18 protein-coding genes are annotated in these 17,810 nt (G+C 69.7%); 5 read left to right on the top strand and 13 right to left on the bottom strand.

Translation table 11 applies throughout. The features are described from left to right. Nucleotides 1-80 precede the first annotated feature (80 nt). Nucleotides 81-845, top strand: coding sequence for an SDR family oxidoreductase (locus ACWDMM_RS14465; RefSeq protein WP_195080183.1), 765 nt, complete (start codon nucleotides 81-83; stop codon nucleotides 843-845). A 21-nt stretch (nucleotides 846-866) separates the two neighbouring features. On the opposite strand, the gene ACWDMM_RS14460 is transcribed toward ACWDMM_RS14465, so the two are convergent. Together ACWDMM_RS14460 and ACWDMM_RS14455 are read right to left on the bottom strand one after the other, a co-directional pair. Continuing rightward, nucleotides 867-1,670, bottom strand: a complete 804-nt coding sequence (locus ACWDMM_RS14460; protein ID WP_357207169.1) for a hypothetical protein — start codon at nucleotides 1,668-1,670, stop codon at nucleotides 867-869. Between the two features lie 106 nt (nucleotides 1,671-1,776). After that, on the bottom strand, nucleotides 1,777-3,987 hold the full coding sequence (locus ACWDMM_RS14455; RefSeq protein ID WP_357207167.1) for an MMPL family transporter: 2,211 nt from the start codon (nucleotides 3,985-3,987) through the stop codon (nucleotides 1,777-1,779). Nucleotides 3,988-4,376: 389 nt separating this feature from the next. Here ACWDMM_RS14455 and ACWDMM_RS14450 point away from each other — a divergent pair, with 389 nt between their 5' ends. Then, nucleotides 4,377-5,489 (top strand): lycopene cyclase family protein, encoded by a 1,113-nt coding sequence (locus tag ACWDMM_RS14450; protein ID WP_323123983.1) that lies wholly within the window; start codon nucleotides 4,377-4,379, stop codon nucleotides 5,487-5,489. Continuing rightward, nucleotides 5,486-6,454, top strand: coding sequence for a non-homologous end joining protein Ku (ku, locus tag ACWDMM_RS14445; protein WP_195080186.1), 969 nt, complete (start codon nucleotides 5,486-5,488; stop codon nucleotides 6,452-6,454). Before ACWDMM_RS14450 ends, ku begins: the two co-directional genes overlap by 4 nt. A gap of 20 nt (nucleotides 6,455-6,474) precedes the next feature. On the opposite strand, the gene ACWDMM_RS14440 is transcribed toward ku, so the two are convergent. Both ACWDMM_RS14440 and ACWDMM_RS14435 read right to left on the bottom strand, forming a co-directional pair. Continuing rightward, complete coding sequence (locus tag ACWDMM_RS14440; RefSeq protein WP_357105991.1) at nucleotides 6,475-7,086, bottom strand: hypothetical protein; 612 nt, start codon at nucleotides 7,084-7,086, stop codon at nucleotides 6,475-6,477. A 79-nt stretch (nucleotides 7,087-7,165) separates the two neighbouring features. After that, entirely contained in the window at nucleotides 7,166-8,497 is a 1,332-nt protein-coding gene (locus ACWDMM_RS14435; RefSeq protein WP_323123982.1) for an NAD(P)/FAD-dependent oxidoreductase, read from the bottom strand. A gap of 175 nt (nucleotides 8,498-8,672) precedes the next feature. Between ACWDMM_RS14435 and ACWDMM_RS14430 the strand changes: the two genes are divergently transcribed. After that, the gene (locus ACWDMM_RS14430; protein WP_195080187.1) at nucleotides 8,673-8,858 is read left to right on the top strand and encodes a DUF2795 domain-containing protein; all 186 of its coding nucleotides are present in this window, start codon (nucleotides 8,673-8,675) and stop codon (nucleotides 8,856-8,858) included. Nucleotides 8,859-8,884: 26 nt separating this feature from the next. Here the strand turns inward: ACWDMM_RS14430 and ACWDMM_RS14425 are convergent, their stop codons facing one another. Continuing rightward, nucleotides 8,885-9,433, bottom strand: coding sequence for a DUF6098 family protein (locus ACWDMM_RS14425; protein ID WP_323123981.1), 549 nt, complete (start codon nucleotides 9,431-9,433; stop codon nucleotides 8,885-8,887). 291 nt (nucleotides 9,434-9,724) lie between these two features. On the opposite strand from ACWDMM_RS14425, the gene ACWDMM_RS14420 reads away from it, so the two are divergent. Continuing rightward, a complete protein-coding gene (locus tag ACWDMM_RS14420) occupies nucleotides 9,725-10,309 on the top strand; it encodes a hemerythrin domain-containing protein (RefSeq protein WP_195080188.1) in 585 nt (194 codons plus the stop codon). Nucleotides 10,310-10,412: 103 nt separating this feature from the next. On the opposite strand, the gene ACWDMM_RS14415 is transcribed toward ACWDMM_RS14420, so the two are convergent. From ACWDMM_RS14415 to ACWDMM_RS14380, 8 genes are all read right to left on the bottom strand, one after another. After that, nucleotides 10,413-10,841 carry a DUF4189 domain-containing protein gene (locus tag ACWDMM_RS14415; RefSeq protein WP_195080189.1) on the bottom strand — a complete coding sequence of 143 codons (429 nt, stop codon included), beginning with the start codon at nucleotides 10,839-10,841 and terminating at the stop codon, nucleotides 10,413-10,415. 310 nt (nucleotides 10,842-11,151) lie between these two features. Continuing rightward, a complete protein-coding gene (locus tag ACWDMM_RS14410; RefSeq protein WP_084486224.1) occupies nucleotides 11,152-11,490 on the bottom strand; it encodes a metal-sulfur cluster assembly factor in 339 nt (112 codons plus the stop codon). 72 nt (nucleotides 11,491-11,562) lie between these two features. Then, nucleotides 11,563-12,030, bottom strand: a complete 468-nt coding sequence (sufU, locus tag ACWDMM_RS14405; protein ID WP_195080190.1) for a Fe-S cluster assembly sulfur transfer protein SufU — start codon at nucleotides 12,028-12,030, stop codon at nucleotides 11,563-11,565. Between the two features lie 3 nt (nucleotides 12,031-12,033). Next, nucleotides 12,034-13,287, bottom strand: coding sequence for a cysteine desulfurase (locus tag ACWDMM_RS14400; protein ID WP_195080191.1), 1,254 nt, complete (start codon nucleotides 13,285-13,287; stop codon nucleotides 12,034-12,036). A 1-nt stretch (nucleotide 13,288) separates the two neighbouring features. Then, entirely contained in the window at nucleotides 13,289-14,065 is a 777-nt protein-coding gene (sufC, locus tag ACWDMM_RS14395; RefSeq protein WP_195080192.1) for a Fe-S cluster assembly ATPase SufC, read from the bottom strand. Between the two features lie 37 nt (nucleotides 14,066-14,102). Beyond that, nucleotides 14,103-15,281 (bottom strand): Fe-S cluster assembly protein SufD, encoded by a 1,179-nt coding sequence (gene sufD, locus ACWDMM_RS14390; protein WP_449937738.1) that lies wholly within the window; start codon nucleotides 15,279-15,281, stop codon nucleotides 14,103-14,105. Beyond that, complete coding sequence (gene sufB, locus ACWDMM_RS14385; protein ID WP_195080194.1) at nucleotides 15,281-16,717, bottom strand: Fe-S cluster assembly protein SufB; 1,437 nt, start codon at nucleotides 16,715-16,717, stop codon at nucleotides 15,281-15,283. The genes sufD and sufB overlap by 1 nt, the downstream gene beginning before the upstream one ends. Next, nucleotides 16,714-17,523, bottom strand: a complete 810-nt coding sequence (locus tag ACWDMM_RS14380; protein ID WP_195080195.1) for a helix-turn-helix transcriptional regulator — start codon at nucleotides 17,521-17,523, stop codon at nucleotides 16,714-16,716. Before ACWDMM_RS14380 ends, sufB begins: the two co-directional genes overlap by 4 nt. Nucleotides 17,524-17,810 lie beyond the last annotated feature (287 nt).

The following is a 17,810-nucleotide window of genomic DNA, read 5'->3' as shown; positions in this document are numbered from 1 at the left end:
GGCGACCGCGCCCGCATACCAGCACCCGCATGTGACGGCGGTAACGGCCGACGCGATCGCCTGCGCTACCGTGCGATGCCATGAGTACCGATCTATTGGGCAAGAGCGCTCTGGTCACGGGGGCCAGCCGTGGCATCGGCAAGGCGGTCGCGGCGGAGTTGCTCGGCCGCGGCGCGAACGTGCTGATCACCGCGCGGAAGAAGGATCCGCTGGAGGAAGCCGCCGCGGAGCTGCGCGAGCTGGGCCACCAGGGGCAGGTCGTCGCCTTGGCGGGCAACTCGGGCGTCGCCGAGGATCGGGCCGCCGCGGTCGAGCGCGCGGTCGCGGAGTTCGGTTCGCTGGACGTCCTGATCAACAACACCGGCATCAACCCGGTCTTCGGCTCCCTGATGGACGCCGACCTCGACGCCGTGCGCAAGATCTTCGACGTGAACGTGGTCGCGGCCCTCGGCTACATCCAGGAGGCGTACAAGGCGTGGATGCGCGACCACGGCGGCGCCGTGGTCAACGTGGCCAGCGTCGCGGGCATCCGCTCGACCGGCGTGATCGCCGCCTACGGCGCGTCCAAGTCCGCGCTGATCCATCTCACCGGCGAGCTCGCCTGGCAGCTCGGTCCGAAGATCCGGGTGAACGCGGTGGCGCCCGGCGTGATCAAGACGAAGTTCGCCGACGCGCTGTACTCGGCCGACGAGGAGCGCGCGGCGAGCGTGTACCCGATGAAGCGGCTGGGCAGCCCGGAGGACGTGGCGCGCCTGATCGGATTCCTGGTCTCCGACGAGGCGGCGTGGATCACCGGCGAGACGGTCCGGGTGGACGGCGGGCTGCTGTCCACGGGCGGGATCTGACCGCACACGAGGTCGCCTGCGCTAGCGGAACGCCAGCGCGCCGAGCGTGTCGGCGTGCCGGTAGCGCAGGTATTTCTCGACGGTGGCGGCATCGACCGCGGCGGTGGCCGTTGCCAGCGTCACCACCACGAATTCCTTCTCGGTGCCGTCCTTCCACTTGCCGTTGGCGTAACCCTTGATGTAGCTACCGGGGCGCAGCCTCAGGTCCGCGTCGGTGAACCGGTCCTTCGCCGCGGCGGCCCGGCCCTTGTCGGCCATGCCCAGCACGAACTGGGTGAGCATGAGCGCGCCGCCCTCGGCTCGATACACCAGCTCCGCCGCGTAGACGCAGCCGAGATCGGTGAGCTTGCCCGCCGCCTCGACGGGATGGCAGTCGGCGTGGTCGCGGCCGTCGACCCACTCGGCGTGCAGTTCCACGCGGTCGAACCGGAAGTCCCAGTCCTTGGCGTATTCGGTGTAACTCAACCTGCCCGGCGCAGGGCGCGCACCACGCGAGGAAGGGCTCGCGGGTCGCGTGCTGGTGACGCCGCCGGCGCGCGTGGTCGCTTCGGCGGACGTGACCGCCGCTTGCGCGTGCCCCTGCTCGCGGGGCGACAGCGCCACGCCGACACCGACCGCGACCAGCACCGCGACGACGGCGACCACCAGTGCGACGATCAGGCCCGTGGGGGACCTGGGCGGCGGCGGCAGCGGCGGCGCCTCCCACGCCTGCATCGGATACGCGCTCGGCGGGGACATGGTTCCCCAATCCGGCGCGTACCGCGCTTCCTCCGGTTTTCCGTGCGCCGGGCCACCGCCGAAGCCGGAGCCGGACGGATAGGTCATCGCGGTCGCCCTCCCACCTCTCCCAGCAGCCGTCCCACCCCGTGTGGGCCTCCCCGAAGCCGCCCGAGCGACCCTACCCGATCGAGCCTTCTCGGGCGCCGCGAGATCAGAGCCGGACCGGCTGACGCCAGTCCTCGCGCCCGGCGACCGCCGTGGCGGCAGGAGCCTCTTCGATCCCGAACCGCTCGTGCAGCCTGCGCAGCGGTCCGGGCGCGTACCAGTTCCAGTGGCCGAGCAACTCCATCGCCGCGGGCAGCAGGAAACCGCGCACCAGGGTCGCGTCCACCAGCACGGCGAGTGGAAGCCCGATGCCGAACGCCTTCATGAAGGTGATGTCCGAGGCGAGGAAGCCGAGGAAGACCAGCGAGATCAGCACGGCGGCTGCGGTGACGATCCGGCCGATCCGCTCCAGCCCGGAAGTCACGGCCAGCGCGTTCGACTTGGTGCGCCGGTACTCCTCGCGGATGCGGGCCAGCAGGAACACCTGGTAGTCCATGGCGAGCCCGAACGCGACGCCGAACAGCATGACCGGGACGGTCGGCGGGAGGTCACCGGTGACCGTGAAGCCGAGCAGCCCGGACAGGTGCCCGTCCTGGAAGATCCACACCAGCGCGCCGAAGGTCGCGGTGAGGCTCAGGAAGCTGAGCACGACGGCCAGCAGCGGCAGCACGACGCTCCCGGTGAGCAGGAACAGGACCACCACCATGATCAGCACGACGAACGCCAGCGCATAGGGCAGCGCCGAGACGACCGAGCCGATCGCGTCCGCGTTGGCCGCCGCCACGCCGCCGACCAGCACCGGTGAGGCGGCGGGCGTCGCACGCACGTCGTCGGCGATCCGGTCGAGCACCGTGGGGTCGGTGGTGTCGGGGACCACCGTCAGGTAGGCGGCGTTCGCGGCGCGGAAACGGTCGTTCGCCGCGGTGGGCGGGGCGAGCAGACCGCCGTGGCTGTAGCTGCCGGTGGCGGTGTCGACCCGGCGGACGTCATCGATCTCCGACAGTTCCCTGGCGTAGGCGTCCAATCCGGCCGCGCTGTAGGCGCTTTCGGGCAGCACCGCGAACAGCCCGTTCTGTTCGGTGGCGGCGAAGTCACGCTGGATGGTCTCGGTGACCTGGCGGTTGTTCATCGACTCCGGCAGCGACCGCTCGTCGGGGAAGCCGAGTTTCACACCGAGGAACGGCGCGCCCAGCACGAGCAGCAGGGCGGTCACCGCCAGGCCGATCGGCACCGGCCGCATCATCACGAACCGCGCCAGACGGTGCCAGGCGCCCTCACCGGGCGCGGGACGGGCCGCGCGCAGGAACCACCACAACTGACCGTTGTCGATCTTGGTGCCGAGCAGGAACAGGATCGCGGGCAGCACGGTCAGCGACACCGTCGCGGCGATCACCGCGACGGCCAGACCGGCGTATCCCATCGACCGCACGGCCAGCAGCGGGAAGAACAGCAGGCCCGACAGCGCGACGGCGACGGTGACGGCGGAGAACAGGACGGTCCGGCCCGCCGAGCGCATGGTCGCGGTGACCGCGGCGGCGGGCTGCCGACCGGCGACCAGTTCGTCACGGTAGCGGCTGATGATGAGCAGGCTGTAGTCGATCGCCAGGCCGAGGCCGAGCAGGGTGGCTACGTTGGTCGCGGTGGCCGCCAGATCGGTGACGCTCGCGATCAGCCACAGCGCGCCCATGGTGATCATCACCGTGATCATGGCGACCACCAGCGGCAGGCTGGCCGCGACCAGACCGCCGAACACCAGCAACAGCGCGATCAGCGTGATCGGGAACGCGATGGACTCGCCGAGCACGACGTCTTTCTCGCTCTGCTGCACGGTTTCGTGCAGCAGCATCGCGTAGCCGCCGACCCGCACCTCCAGCGGGCCGTGGGACCCGCCGAACCGGTCGGCGAGATCGCCGACCCGCTTGTCGACCTCCGCCTCCTCGCCGAGGATGCTGGCCACGATCAGGCCCTTGGTGCCGTCGGTGCTGCGCAGCGCGGGCGATTTGTCGGTCCAGTACGACGTCACGCCCGCGACGCCGGATTCCGACTTCAGCTCGGCGACCAGATTCGTCGCCGCGGTGGCCGCGGCGTCGTCGTCCACCGACCGGCGAGTCTGCACCAGCAGCACGAAATTCGGGGTGGCCTGGCCGAAGGTGTCGCGCAGCACCGCGGTCGCCCGGCTCGATTCGCTGTCGGGGTCGATGTACCCGCCGCCCTGCACTTTGTCGAACAGCGTCGCGCTCAGTGTGCCCATCGCCAGCGCGAGGACCGCGAACACGGCCAGGATCCACCGGCTGCGCCGCCTGGTCAGTTCGAACACTGCGTCTACCCCTAACTCGTTCCGGTCGTGCCGCTTTCGCGCTCGGGCTCCAGCGGTCGCCGGTCGGCAACCTGCCCGGCGCGCCATCCGCGGCGCGCCGGTGCGCCGACACCCGACACCCGACACCGGAGCCGGATGCGTGCGCCAGCGCCCCGGCATCCTAGCAACGCGGGACAAACTCCGGTGAGCCCGAACACATTCCGTCGGCGCGCCGAGTGCGGACGCCCGCCTGCGCGCGACTCCACTTCCGGCTGGGGAACCCGGCGACCCGGCCGGTCCTGCGGGCAGGATCGGATTCGATGCCGTGGCTGCGCGACGGTCCAGCGAACAGATGAGAGGCTCGAACCCATGCATCGCAACGCGCTCCCACGGCTCCGGGCGAACGCGGCGTGAAGCCGGACCTGGTCGTCTGCGGTCTCGGCCCGGCCGGACGCGCGCTCGCCCACCGCGCCGTGCTGCGCGGGCTCACGGTCATCGCGGTCGATCCCGCGCCGGAGCGCCGGTGGACGGCCACCTACGCGATGTGGGCCGACGAACTGCCGGGTTGGCTGCCGCCTCAGGTCGTCGGGGCGACGGTTTCCCGGCCGATGGCCTGGGGAACGCGCGCGCACCGATTGGATCGCCCGTACGTCGTGCTGGACACCGCACGATTGCAGACCTCGCTGCACCTGGGCGATGCGAACGTGGTCTCCGATCGCGCGATCCAGGTCGGCCCCGGCCACGTGACGTTGGCATCCGGCACGAAGATCACCGGTGGCCGGGTGATCGACGCGCGCGGGCTCACCCGCTCACCCGCCCGTGCCGAGCAGACCGCCTACGGCGTCATCGTGGACGTGCGGCGCTGCGCCGGGCTCGACCCGCTGTTCATGGACTGGCGTCCGGACAACGGCGCCGCCCCCGGCGACCCGCCCTCGTTCCTCTACGCCGTTCCGCTGGACGGCGAGCGGATGCTGCTCGAGGAGACCTGCCTGGCGGGCCGCCCAGCGTTGACGGGTGCGCACCTGCGCACCCGCTTGCGAGCGCGGCTGCACGCCAGGAACGTCCCGCTCGCCGGTGACGAGCCCGTGGAGCACGTTCGCTTTCCGGTGCAGGGCGGCCGTCCTGGGCCGCGCAGGTTCGGGGCGGCGGGCGGGTTCCTGCATCCGGCGACCGGGTACAGCGTCGGCGCCGCGCTGGCTGCCGCCGACGCCGTGGCCGCGGGCCAGGACGTGTGGCCCGCCACGGCACGCATCGTCCATCGGTTGCGCGGCGCCGGGCTGCGCGCGCTGCTGGCGTTGCCGCCGGGCGATCTCCCGCTGTTCTTCGACACGTTCTTCGCGCTGCCCCCGGACGCGCAACGCGCGTATCTGTCGGGACGCACCGACCTCGCGGGCACGGTGACGGCGATGAGCGCGCTGTTCGCGGCGCTGCCCGGACCGCTGCGCCGCCGTGTCGCGGCCGCGACACTCGGTGTCGCGGTTCCCTCGCGAGGTCGGCGGGCTTCGGCCATGATGGGAGGATGAGATCGATCTGGAAGGGCTCGATCGCATTCGGGCTGGTGAACGTTCCGGTGAAGGTGTACACCGCCACCGAGGACCACGACATCCGGTTCCATCAGGTGCACGCCAAGGATGGAGGCCGGATCAAATACGACCGCGTCTGCACCGTGTGCGGCGAATCGGTCCAGTTCACCGAGATCGACAAGGCCTACGAGTCGCCGGACGGCGACAAAGTGGTGCTCAGCGACGAGGACTTCGCGAAACTTCCCGTAGCGGAGAAACACGAGATCCCGGTGCTCCAGTTCGTGCCGTCGGAGCAGATCGACCCGATCCTGTTCGAGAAGAGCTACTACCTGGAGCCGGACTCCAGCACGCCCAAGGCCTACGTCCTGCTGGCCAGGACGCTGGAGAAGATCGAACGCACCGCCCTGGTGTACTTCACGCTGCGGCAGAAGACCAGGCTGGCCGCACTGCGGGTGCGCGAGGGCATTCTGGTGGTCCAGACGCTGCTGTGGCCGGACGAGGTCCGCTCGGTGGAGTTCGAATCCCTCGACGGTGTCGCCGAGCCACGGCCGCAGGAGATCAAGATGGCCGAGACGCTCGTCGAGGCCATGTCCGACGACTTCGATCCGGAACAGTTCACCGACGAGTACCAGATCGAACTCAAACGCGTGCTCGACGAGGCGATCGCCAGCGGCACCGGCAAAGTGCCCGAACAGCCGGAACTCGCGCCCAGCGGGATGGATGCCGAGGTGGTCGATCTGGTCGCCGCACTGCAGCGCAGCCTGGAGGCCAGTGGCCGCCGGACCGCGGGCGGCGACGGGGGCGAGCCGAAGAAGACCGCGAAGAAGGCCGCGGCCAAGAGCGCTGCGAGCAAGAGCGCAGCCGCCAAGAGCAGCGTGTCGAAGACCGGTGCGGCCAAGAGCGCGGCGAAGAAGACGCCCGCGAAGAAGGCGGCCAAGAAGGCGCCGGCTCGCAAGGGCGCCTGATCGCGCTCGATGCGCCGGAATCAGTCCCGCGCCGCGCGCCGCCTGCCCTCTTCGAAGAACTCCAGCAGGGCTGCGACGGTGTGCACCGCGGTGCGGGGCCGCAGCGCGCCGAACGGCGCGTTCCAGAAGTCGCCGCCGCGCGGAGTCCACGGCCCGATGTAGGCGTAGGGCCCGGGATGGGCGTCGTCCCCGGGCGAAACGCCGTAGTTCACCTCGTCGACGGTGCTCGCCAGATCGAAATGCTCCGGCCACAGCACGGGCGTCGTACCGGGCGCCAGACAGCGCAACGCCTTGTCCCCCAGGGCGAACCAGTCCTCGATCAACCCGGCCGCCGAGGGATCCACTTCGATCACCGCATCCGGATCCACTCCGATGGTGCCGGAGTAGACGTCCTTCGGCGCCACCGGTTCGAAGCCCGCGGCCTCGGCGACCTCGCGATAGGTCCCCGCCAGCCGGGTCTTCCCTTCCGGCCAGACCAGTTCGTCCCCGGCAACCGACACCGGCCACCGCACGCCACCGAAACCTCCCGGCACGACTCCCAGCCGGATGGTGCCGAACTCCCGGTACTGCGGCCCGGCGATCAACAATTCGGCGGCCGCGTGCAATCCGAGTCGCGAGCGCCGATACGTCATCTCGTCCACCCACGCATCATCTCCGCTGCCGATGCTCCTGCGCACAGGTTCGGCGGCAGAGCTGCCGCGGGTGCTCGGGTCAGCCCGACCGGGCGGGGATGCCCTCACTGGAGCCGAAGCTCGCTTCCTCGCCGCTGACGAGCCCCAGCAGCGCGAGCGGCCGTGGCGTCACCGCGATGGTCAGGTAGGAGACCGTGATCGCCCAGCGGTTCACCGCTCTCGGCACGGCGAAGGTGTGGTAGGCGCGCGTCACCGCCTTGGCGGGCAGGCCGGACAGGCGGATGCCCAGGGGATTGGCGACCGCGAAGCGTGGCCCGAGGTCGACGACCAGCCCCATGTCGCGGTGCTTGTAGTCGGCGGCCGCGCCGATGCCGAGACTCGCCGCGACGTTCCTGGCGAGCGTCTTGCCCTGCCGCATGGCGTGCTGCGCCGTGGGCGGGGTGATCCGGCCCGGCTTGGTGAGGTCGGGCACCGCGGCCGCGTCGCCGCCCGCGAAGACGTCCGGATGGCCGGGCACGGTCAGTTTCGCGTCGACGACCAGGCGGCCCTTCTCCAGCGGCAGGCCGAGCGTGCCGAGCACCGGTGCGCCGGTCACACCCGTGACCCACGCGACGGTGTGGGTCGGCACCACGGTGCCGTCGGTGAGCACGACCGAATTCTCGTCGAGCTTCGTCAGCGAGGTCTCCAGCCGGATCTCGATGCCGCGTTTGCGCAGCACCTTCAGCACCTTGTCGCTGAGCCGCTCCCCCACTTCCGGCATCACCCGTGGCGCCATGTCGAGCAGGAGGAAACGCACTTCCGCGGGATCGAATCCGCGCCGCGCGGCGTAGGCGTCGGCGAGGGCGCGCAGCTGCGCGACGAGTTCGGTCCCCGCGTAGGAGGCCCCCACGACCACCACCGTGCGCCGCGCCCGGCGTACCTCCGGGTCCGGCTCGTCGTCGGCGAGTTCGAGCTGCCGGAGCAGCTGCTCGCGCAGGTACAGCGCCTCGGCGACGGTCTTGAGCCCGCGAGCGTGCTCGGCCAGGCCGGGTATGTCGAACAACCGGGTGACCGACCCGGGGGTGAGCACCAGCCGATCCCAGGACAACTCCCGCGGCGGGTAATGCTCACCGGAAACCGTGATCGTCTTGTTCCGCAGATCGACCGACCGAGCGTTCGCGACCACCAACCGCACCCGCGGCAGCGAATCGGCCAGCGAAATGGCGACGAATCGTGGGTCGATCAGGCCACCGGCCACATCCGGCAGCAGCGGCGTATAGAGCATGTAGTCGTTGGGCGTCACGAGCACGATTTCCACGTCCCGGTCCGCCTTGGCCACGATGCGGCAGAGCTTCTGGGCGCAGGTGAATCCCGCGAACCCGCTACCGACGATCACGACCCTTTCCGGGCGCGCGGTGTTCCCCTCCGGCACGGATACCTCCTCGGTGTCGACTCCCGGACGCGATTCCCGCCCTCGCACATCCGAAACCGCACCCTGGCCGCCGGAGTCTGCGCGCCGCGACCGGCCCGTGGTTTGGCATGCCGAGGGAGTGGTAGTGCGTCGGTGTCCGCTGCTCGAATCGACGATTTCGCGAAAGGAGCACAGCATGGGCCAGGTGAACCCCATTCAGGTGCAGAAGTACCTGTCCGGCATCGACTATCCGTGCGACCGCGACGGCATTGTCACCAAAGCCCGGGACAACGGCGCCGACAAGGACATTCTCAACGCGCTCGAGGCGATCCCCGACCGGACCTACGACGGTCCCAACGCGGTCAGCCAAGCCGTCTCCTGAACGGCCGCGACCACGGGCCGGACGGCTCAGGCCGTATCGGACCCGTGGTCGCTTCCGGTGGAATCGCGGCCGACATGGAAGCGCCGGTGATACCACTGGGCTGCTTCGGCGAGGACGCCGGAGGTCAGACGAGCCAGCGGCCGGATGTCGGTCAGCAGAGGTTCGTGATCGGGTCCGAATCCGGCGACCCGGCCGGTCAGCAGCCAGGCGTAGCGGTCGTGTTCCGCCCCCAGATCCGCGTATTGGTGGATGCGGCGGGCGATCCAGTCCACCGCGGCGCGCGTCCACCATTCCTCGGGTTCTATCGTGCTGACCGACAGGCCCGGCATCTCGTGATCGGCCTCGTAGTCGCGGCTGCCTCCGGCCTGTCGATCGTGTTCGGGGCCGCGCGAGTAACGCAGGTACACGGTCTCCTCGGTGCGCTCGATGAACTCGGTGACCTCCGACAGCCGCCGCAGGATCGGCAGTTCGTCCGCACCGAGTCGCCGCCCGTGCGCCGCCGTGCCGGCATGGCGCGCGTCGGGCGATCGTCGCCGTTCGTTCGCGTCCACGGTCTCGGATTTCGCGCCACTCATGCGGTCCGGATGCCCCGCTCCCACGCGCTGTAACAGTGGATCGGCCGGGATCTCGCGCCGGGCCTGGCCACGTCCCGCCCTGGGGTAGCCACGGGGATGCTCCGCGCGGTTCGCGCGGTCGCTTTTTCCCAGCGTTCGAACGATCGCGTGGCGGGTGTATGAACCCGGCGCGACCGGGTAGGCGACTGGTGTACGAAGTTCGTCCCTGTACTCGGCGAGGGCCGAAGCCGCTGGTCGGCACGCTGTCGGCGGCGGTCGCCACCCAGCCCGGCACTCAGAAGGAGGAACGCTGTGGACGCATTGACATTTCTGCGCACCGACCACGAAGGCGTACTCGGCATGCTCGAGTCCCTCGAACGTGGCCGCGGCGGCGGCGAGGCGGAGGTCCGCGCGCGCGGTGATCTGGTGACCACGCTGGTGATCGCGGAATCGCAGCACGAGGCGATCGAGGAGCAGTTCTTCTGGCCCGAGGTCCGCCGCACGATACCGGACGGCGACCAGCTCGCCGATCGGGCGATCGACCAGGAGGACGGGGCCAAGAAGTTGCTCCAGCAGTTGAAGAACTCCCAGGCGGGCAGCCCCGAGTTCGAGCGAGCGCTGACGGAGTTCATCCCGGCGGCGCGCGCCCACATCGAGTTCGAGCAGTCCGAGGTCTGGCCCGCGTTCCGGGAGGCGATACCGGCGGAGACGTCGAACGAACTGGGGCGCAAGATGGCCGCGGCCAAGGCCATGGCGCCGACCAGGCCGCATCCCGGCACGCCGTCGACCCCCGGCTACCTGAAGAGCGTGGGCATGGTCGCCGCGGTCGTGGACAAGATCCGCGACATGCTCACCGGCAGGCGCTCGCACTATCCGCCGACCGCGCCACCGGCCTGACCGTCCCGGACCACCGGGCGGGCTGGCGACACAACCGCTCATTTCCGGAATCGGGCTTCCAGTTCGGCGAGCCGGCTGGCCCGAAAGGTCTTGCGCCCTCGAGCTATCCGGCGCCCGACGTGCAGGCCGTCAGCCGGACCTGCCCCGGCCGGGGGATGGCGCTGCCGAGATCGGGGAACGGCGGAGCGCTGGGGCCGAGGGTATCGATGGCCCGGCGTTCGGCTTCGGCACGGGTGGCGCCCCACGCCGATCCGTGCCTGCCGTCGGCGCCGCGCGCGACGGACCCGCAGGCGTTCCAGAACTGCACGACCGTCCGGCAGTCGGGGGCGCCGCAGTGGGCGCGCGCCGCGGAGTCGGCGGCGGCGGCGCTCGTGTAGTCCACCGCCGAGGTGACAACGCCCGTGCTGGACGAAAGCGCCAGCGCGCCATAGTAGGTCGCCGCCCCCGCCTCACCCGCGGGAGCGCCGACGATCGCGCAGGTGGCGGCGGAGACCGCCGCAAGCCCGAGTGCGGCCTTGTGCGGCACCGACATCTGATGATCCTCCCCGTTCCGACCGATTCGAAGCTCAGATCATGGTCCGGCCCGTGCCGCTTTGTCGAAGTGCGGACTTCCCACTATCGGCGGGTGCGCCACATCGAATCCGGCGCGACGGTTCGCTTCCGAGCATCCGTCCTCGGCGAGCGCGGAGCATCGGCCGTGCGCCAGGGCTGGACCAGAGCGGTGCAGAAGCGTCACCGACTGTCGCCCCGACCGCACTGCCGGGAATGCCCGCGGCGGATACGACTCAGCCGCCGGGCACCTTGTTCCAGGCGCTACCGGCGGCTGCTCTCCGTTTCGGCTATTACACCGTGAAGCCGAGGGCGCGCAGCTGCTCGCGGCCGTCCTCGGTGATCTTGTCCGGACCCCACGGCGGCATCCACACCCAGTTGATCTTCAGGTCCTCCACCAGGCCGCTGCGCACCAGCGCGTTGCGGGACTGGTCCTCGATGACGTCGGTCAGCGGGCAGGCCGCCGAGGTCAGCGTCATGTCGAGGACCGCGATGTTGTCCTCCTCGACGCGCAACCCGTAGACCAAGCCGAGATCGACGACGTTGATGCCGAGTTCCGGGTCGACGACGTCACGCATCGCCTCTTCGATGTCCTCGAGCAGCTTGATGTCCTCGGCGGACAGCTCGGGCACGTCGGCGGCCGGTTCGGCCTGCTCGGTGGTCGGTGTGTCGGTCATGACGCCTTCCCGTTTCCCTCGGACGGTTCAGTTCTCTTCCGCGGCGGGCGCGGGCTGCTCGGGGCCGATCCGCAGGACCGCGTCCTTGAACGCCATCCACCCGAGCAGCGCGCACTTCACTCGCGCTGGGTACTTCGACACTCCCGCCAAGGCGACGCCGTCGCCGATCACGTCCTCGTCGCCCTCGATGGTGCCGCGGCTGGAGATCATCTCGCTGTAGGAGTCCACCACCTTCAGCGCCTGCTGCACCGGGAGCCCGATCACCTGGTCGGTGAGGATGGAGGTGGCGGCCTGGCTGATCGAGCAGCCCTGCCCGTCGTAGGAGACGTCGGTGACGTCACCGTTGCCGTCGAGCTGCACGCGCAGGGTCACCTCGTCGCCGCAGGTCGGGTTGACGTGGTGCACCTCGGCCCCGAACGGCTCGCGCAGGCCCCGATTGTGCGGATGCTTGTAGTGGTCCAGGATCACTTCCTGGTACATCTGCTCCATGCGCATGACTTATGCAACTCCGAAGAAGCTCTGAGCCTTCCGCACCGCGGCGACCAGCGCGTCCACCTCGGCGAGAGTGTTGTAGACCGCGAACGACGCCCGCGCGGTGGCGGCGACGCCGAAACGCCGGTGCAGCGGCCACGCGCAGTGGTGGCCCACCCGGATGGCGACGCCCTCGTCGTCCAGGATCTGCCCGACGTCGTGGGCGTGGATGCCGTCCACCACGAACGCCACCGCGCCGCCGCGATCGATGTTCTCGGTGGGCCCGATGATGCGCACGCCGTCGATCCCGGCCAGCCCTTCCAGCGCCGCGCCGACCAGCGTGTGCTCGTGCGCCGCGACCGCGTCCATGCCGATCTCTTCCAGATACCGCACGGCCGCGCCCAATCCGATCACCTGCGAGGTCATCGGCACACCGGCCTCGAAGCGCTGCGGCGGCGGGGCGTAGGTGCTGTGGTCCATGAAGACCGTCTCGATCATCGACCCGCCGGTGATGAACGGCGGCAGCTCCTCCAGCAGCGAGCGGCGGCCGAAAAGCACGCCGACGCCGGAGGGACCGAGCATCTTGTGCCCGGAGAACGCGGCGAAATCGACGCCGAGCGCACGGAAGTCGACCGGCATGTGCGGCACCGACTGGCAGGCGTCGAGCACGACCAGCGCGCCCACCGCCTTCGCCCGGCGGACCAGTTCCTCGACCGGGGCCACGGCGCCGGTGACGTTGGACTGGTGGGTGAACGCGACCACCTTGGTGGCGGGCGACAGTTCCAGCGAGTCCAGGTCGATCCGGCCGTCGTCGGTCACGCCGTACCACTTCAGCGTGGCGCCGGTGCGGCGCGCCAGCTCCTGCCATGGCACCAGATTCGCGTGGTGTTCCAGCTCGGTGATGACGATCTCGTCGCCGGGGCCCACGTGGTGCGGGAACCGGTCGTCGGCGAACGCGTAGGTCACCAGGTTCAGCGACTCGGTGGCGTTCTTGGTGAACACGATCTCGCCCGCGTCCACCCCGACGAACCGCGCGATGTCGGCCCGCGCGCCCTCGTAGGCGTCGGTCGCCTCTTCGGCAAGCTGGTGCGCGCCGCGGTGCACCGCGGAGTTGCTGGTGATCAGGAAGTCGCGTTCGGCTTCGAGCACCTCGATCGGCCGCTGCGCGGTCGCGCCGGAGTCCAGGTACACCAACGGTTTCCCGTCCCGGACCGTGCGGTTCAGGATCGGGAAGTCGGCCCGGATGCGGGCGACGTCGAGGGTGCGGACCGTAGCGGTCATATCAGGCTCCAGCGGTAGCGGACTGGGTGAAACGAACGTAGCCGTTGGCGTCGAGTTCCTCGGCCAGCTCGGGGCCGCCCTCGGCGACGATCCGTCCACCGACGAAGACGTGCACGAACTCCGGCTGGATGTAGCGCAGGATGCGGGTGTAGTGCGTGATCAGCAGGACGCCGCCGTTCTCACGCTCCTTGTAGCGGTTGACGCCCTCGGAGACGATGCGCAGCGCGTCCACGTCCAGACCGGAGTCGGTCTCGTCGAGGATGGCGATCTTCGGCTTGAGCAGGCCCAGCTGGAGGATCTCGTGGCGCTTCTTCTCACCGCCGGAGAAGCCCTCGTTCACGCTGCGCTCGGCGAAGGCGGCGTCGATCTCCAGCTCGCTCATCGACTCCTTCACCTCCTTGACCCAGTGCCGCAGCTTGGGGGCCTCGCCGCGCACGGCGGTGGCGGCGGTGCGCAGGAAGTTCGACATCGAGACGCCGGGAACCTCGACCGGGTACTGCATGGCGAGGAACAGACCCGCACGGGCGCGCTCGTCCACCGACATCGCCAGCACGTCCTCGCCGTCGAGCGTGATCGAGCCGGAGGTCACCGTGTACTTGGGGTGACCGGCGATCGCGTAGGACAGCGTCGACTTGCCGGAGCCGTTCGGGCCCATGATGGCGTGCGTCTCACCGGATCGCACCGTGAGGTTCACGCCCTTGAGGATCTTGATGGGCTCGGCGGTCTCATCGGGGTTGGCGACCTCGACGTGCAGGTCCTTGATTTCCAGGGTGGTCATCGAATTCGGATTCCTTTGCCAGGTATGGGGTCGTTGATCAGGCGCCGATGGCGGCGAGTTCGGCCTCGATGGCCGCCTCCAGCCGCTCCCGGACCTCGGGCACCGCGATCTTCTGGATGATCTCGTGGAAGAAACCGCGCACCACCAGGCGGCGGGCGGCGTCCTCGGGGATGCCGCGGGCGCGCAGGTAGAACAGTTGCTCGTCGTCGAAGCGGCCGGTCGCGGAGGCGTGTCCGGCGCCGACGATCTCGCCGGTCTCGATCTCCAGGTTCGGCACCGAGTCCGCCCGCGCGCCGTCGGTGAGCACCAGGTTGCGGTTGACCTCGAAGGTGTCGGTGCCCTCGGCGGCGGCGCGGATGAGCACGTCGCCGACCCACACGGTGCGGGCGTCGCCCTTGGGCGAGTGCGGGTCGCCTTGCAGCGCGCCCTTGTACAGCACGTTCGACTTGCAGTTCGGCACCGCGTGGTCGACCAGCAGGCGCTGCTCGAAATGCTGTCCCGCGTCGGCGAAGTAGAGGCCGAGCAGTTCGGCGTCGCCGCCGGGGCCGTCGTAGCGGACGTTGCCGGTGAGGCGCACCAGGTCGCCGCCCAGGGTGACCGAAGTGTGCCGCAGGGTGGCGTCGCGGCCCAGCTTGGCGTGGTGCGCGGTGGCGTGCACCGCGTCGTCGGCCCAGTCCTGCACCGCGACGACGGTGAGCTTGGCCGAATCGCCGAGCACGAATTCCACGTTCTCGGCGTAGGTTCCGCTGCCGCGCTGGTCGATGACCACGGTGGCCTTGGCGAAGGCTTCCAGGCGGATCTGCAGGTGGCCGTAGGCGGTCCTGCCCTCGCCGGGGCCGGTGATCGTGACGGTCACCGGCTCGGCGACCTCGACCTCCTTGCCCACCGAAACGACGGTGGCCTGCTCGAAGCCGGAGTACGCCTGCGCGGCGACGCGATCGGACGGCACGCCGCCCTGGCCGAGCCGCGCGTCGAAGCGGTCGACGGTCTCGACCGTGACGCCCTCGGACGCGTCGACCGCGACGGTCGCGCTGCCGTCGCGCACAGCGGTGCCGTCCTGCAGCCCGCGCAGGCGGCGCAGCGGGGTGAACCGCCACGCCTCGTCCTTGGCTGAGGGCACCTCGAAGGCGTTCACGTCGAACGACGTGAAGACCTCACCCTTGTTGATCGCGGGGGTACGAGCCTCGGCGGCTTCGGCGATGTTCTCCACGGCCATCAGCCGACGGCTCCTTCCATCTGCAGTTCGATCAGGCGGTTGAGTTCGAGCGCGTATTCCATCGGCAGTTCCTTGGCGATCGGCTCGACGAAGCCGCGCACCACCATGGCCATCGCCTCGTCCTCGGTGAGGCCGCGGCTCATCAGGTAGAACAGCTGGTCTTCGGAGACCTTCGACACGGTCGCCTCGTGCCCCATGGTCACGTCGTCCTCGCGGATGTCGACGTAGGGGTAGGTGTCGGAGCGGCTGATCGTGTCGACCAGCAGCGCGTCGCACTTCACCGTCGACTTCGAGCCGTGCGCGCCCTTGTTCACCTGCACCAGGCCGCGGTAGGAGGCCCGGCCGCCGCCGCGCGCCACCGACTTCGACACGATGGTCGAGGAGGTGTGCGGCGCGAGGTGCAGCATCTTGGCGCCGGTGTCCTGGTGCTGGCCCTCGCCGGCGAACGCCACCGACAGCACTTCGCCCTTGGCGTACTCGCCGGTCATCCAGACCGCCGGGTACTTCATGGTGACCTTGGAACCGATGTTGCCGTCGATCCACTCCATGGTCGCGCCCGCCTCGGCCTTGGCCCGCTTGGTGACCAGGTTGTAGACGTTGTTCGACCAGTTCTGGATGGTGGTGTAGCGGCAGCGGCCGCCCTTCTTCACGATGATCTCCACCACCGCGGAGTGCAGCGAGTCCGACTTGTAGATCGGCGCGGTGCAGCCCTCGACGTAGTGCACGTAGGCGCCCTCGTCGACGATGATCAGGGTCCGCTCGAACTGGCCCATGTTCTCGGTGTTGATCCGGAAGTAGGCCTGCAGCGGGATGTCGACGTGCACGCCCGGCGGCACGTAGATGAACGACCCGCCCGACCACACGGCGGTGTTCAGCGCGGAGAACTTGTTGTCGCCCGCGGGGATCACCGAGCCGAAGTACTGCTGGAAGATCTCCGGGTGCTCCTTGAGGCCGGTGTCGGTGTCGAGGAAGATCACGCCCTGGGCCTCCAGGTCCTCGCGGATCTGGTGGTAGACGACCTCGGACTCGTACTGCGCGGCGACACCGGCGACCAGCCGCTGCTTCTCCGCCTCGGGGATGCCCAGCTTGTCGTAGGTGTTCTTGATGTCCTCGGGCAGCTCGTCCCAGGACGCGGCCTGCTTCTCGGTCGAGCGCACGAAGTACTTGATGTTGTCGAAGTCGATGCCGTCGAGGTTGGAGCCCCAGATCGGCATGGGCTTGCGATCGAAGATGCGCAGGGCCTTCAGCCGCTGTTCGAGCATCCATTCCGGCTCGTGCTTCTTCGCCGAGATGTCGCGGACAACCGCCTCGGACAGACCTCGTTGCGCGCTGGCGCCGGCCACATCCGAATCGGCCCAGCCGTAACCGTATTTGCCCAGTGAGGCGATGGCCTCTTCCTGGGTGAGCGGTTGCACCTGGTCGGTGGTCGTCGTCATTCGGCACTCCTTCCGGAGTCGTTCGTTCGTACCGCTGCGGGCTGTGCAGCGGTTGGTGCTGAAGTTCCGGTCCGTTCGGCGGGCAGGACCAGCAGCGGCACGTGCGTGGTGCACGCGCAGTCGCCGTTGGCGATCGTGGCCAGCCGCTGCACGTGGGTGCCGAGCAGCTCCCGGAACGCCTCGAGCTCCGCCGCGCACAGCTGCGGGAACTCCTCGGCGACGTGCGCCACGGGGCAGTGGTGCTGGCAGATCTGCACGCCCGCGCCCACCTTGCGGGTGGTGGCGGCGAACCCGGCGTCGGTGAACGCCTCGGCGATCTCCTCGGCCTTGGCCGCGGTCTGTTCCGTGGTGTGCTCACCGACCGGTTCGATCCCGGCCACGATAGTGCGTGCTCGTTTGCGGGCGAACTCGGTGATGGCTTGTTCGCCGCCGATCTCCCCGAGCTGCCGTATGGCGGCTCCGGCCAGATCGTCGTAGGCGTGGCCGAGTTTGCCGCGTCCGGCCGCGGTGAGCTGGTATTGCTTGGCCGGGCGGCCCCGGCCCTTCTGCTGCCATGGCGCCGATCGGCTGGCGCGCGCCTGACCGGAGTCGATCAGGGCGTCCAAGTGCCTGCGCACGCCCGCCGGGGCCAGGCCGAGCCGGTTCCCGATGGCGGTGGCGGTGATCGGTCCTTCCTCCAGCAGCAGCTGGACGATGGCCGCTCGGGTGTGCCCTTCGCCGCCGACCGTCGCGGGCGCAGCAACCGACCCGGCGTCGGCCTTGCGACCGGCTCCTTCGTCGTTCCTCCGCAAACCCACGGTTTTCACAACATCAGTGTGGCGGAATTCGTTCCCGAAATCTAATAAGGGTGCCCTGAGTCAACGGCTCGGCCGACCTGCGCCGATACCGGCACAGCGCAACCACGCCCACCGGCGTTCCGGACAGCTGTCCACCCGGCAGGACCCGGGTCGCGGCCCGGGTTTCCCGGCTGACCTGCGCAGAGGAACGCCGATCGGAGCTGGTCGAGCCGAGTCCTGGGCAGCCGGAAGGGGTGGGCAAGGTGCACACGGTCCGCTCACCGCGACCGGTCTCGGGCGCCGCGAATACCCGCAGT

It is taken from the genome of Nocardia sp. NPDC003726, assembly GCF_053586955.1.
The sequence above is the reverse complement of the archived record's forward strand: the minus strand, read 5'-3'. Positions and strand labels throughout refer to the sequence as shown.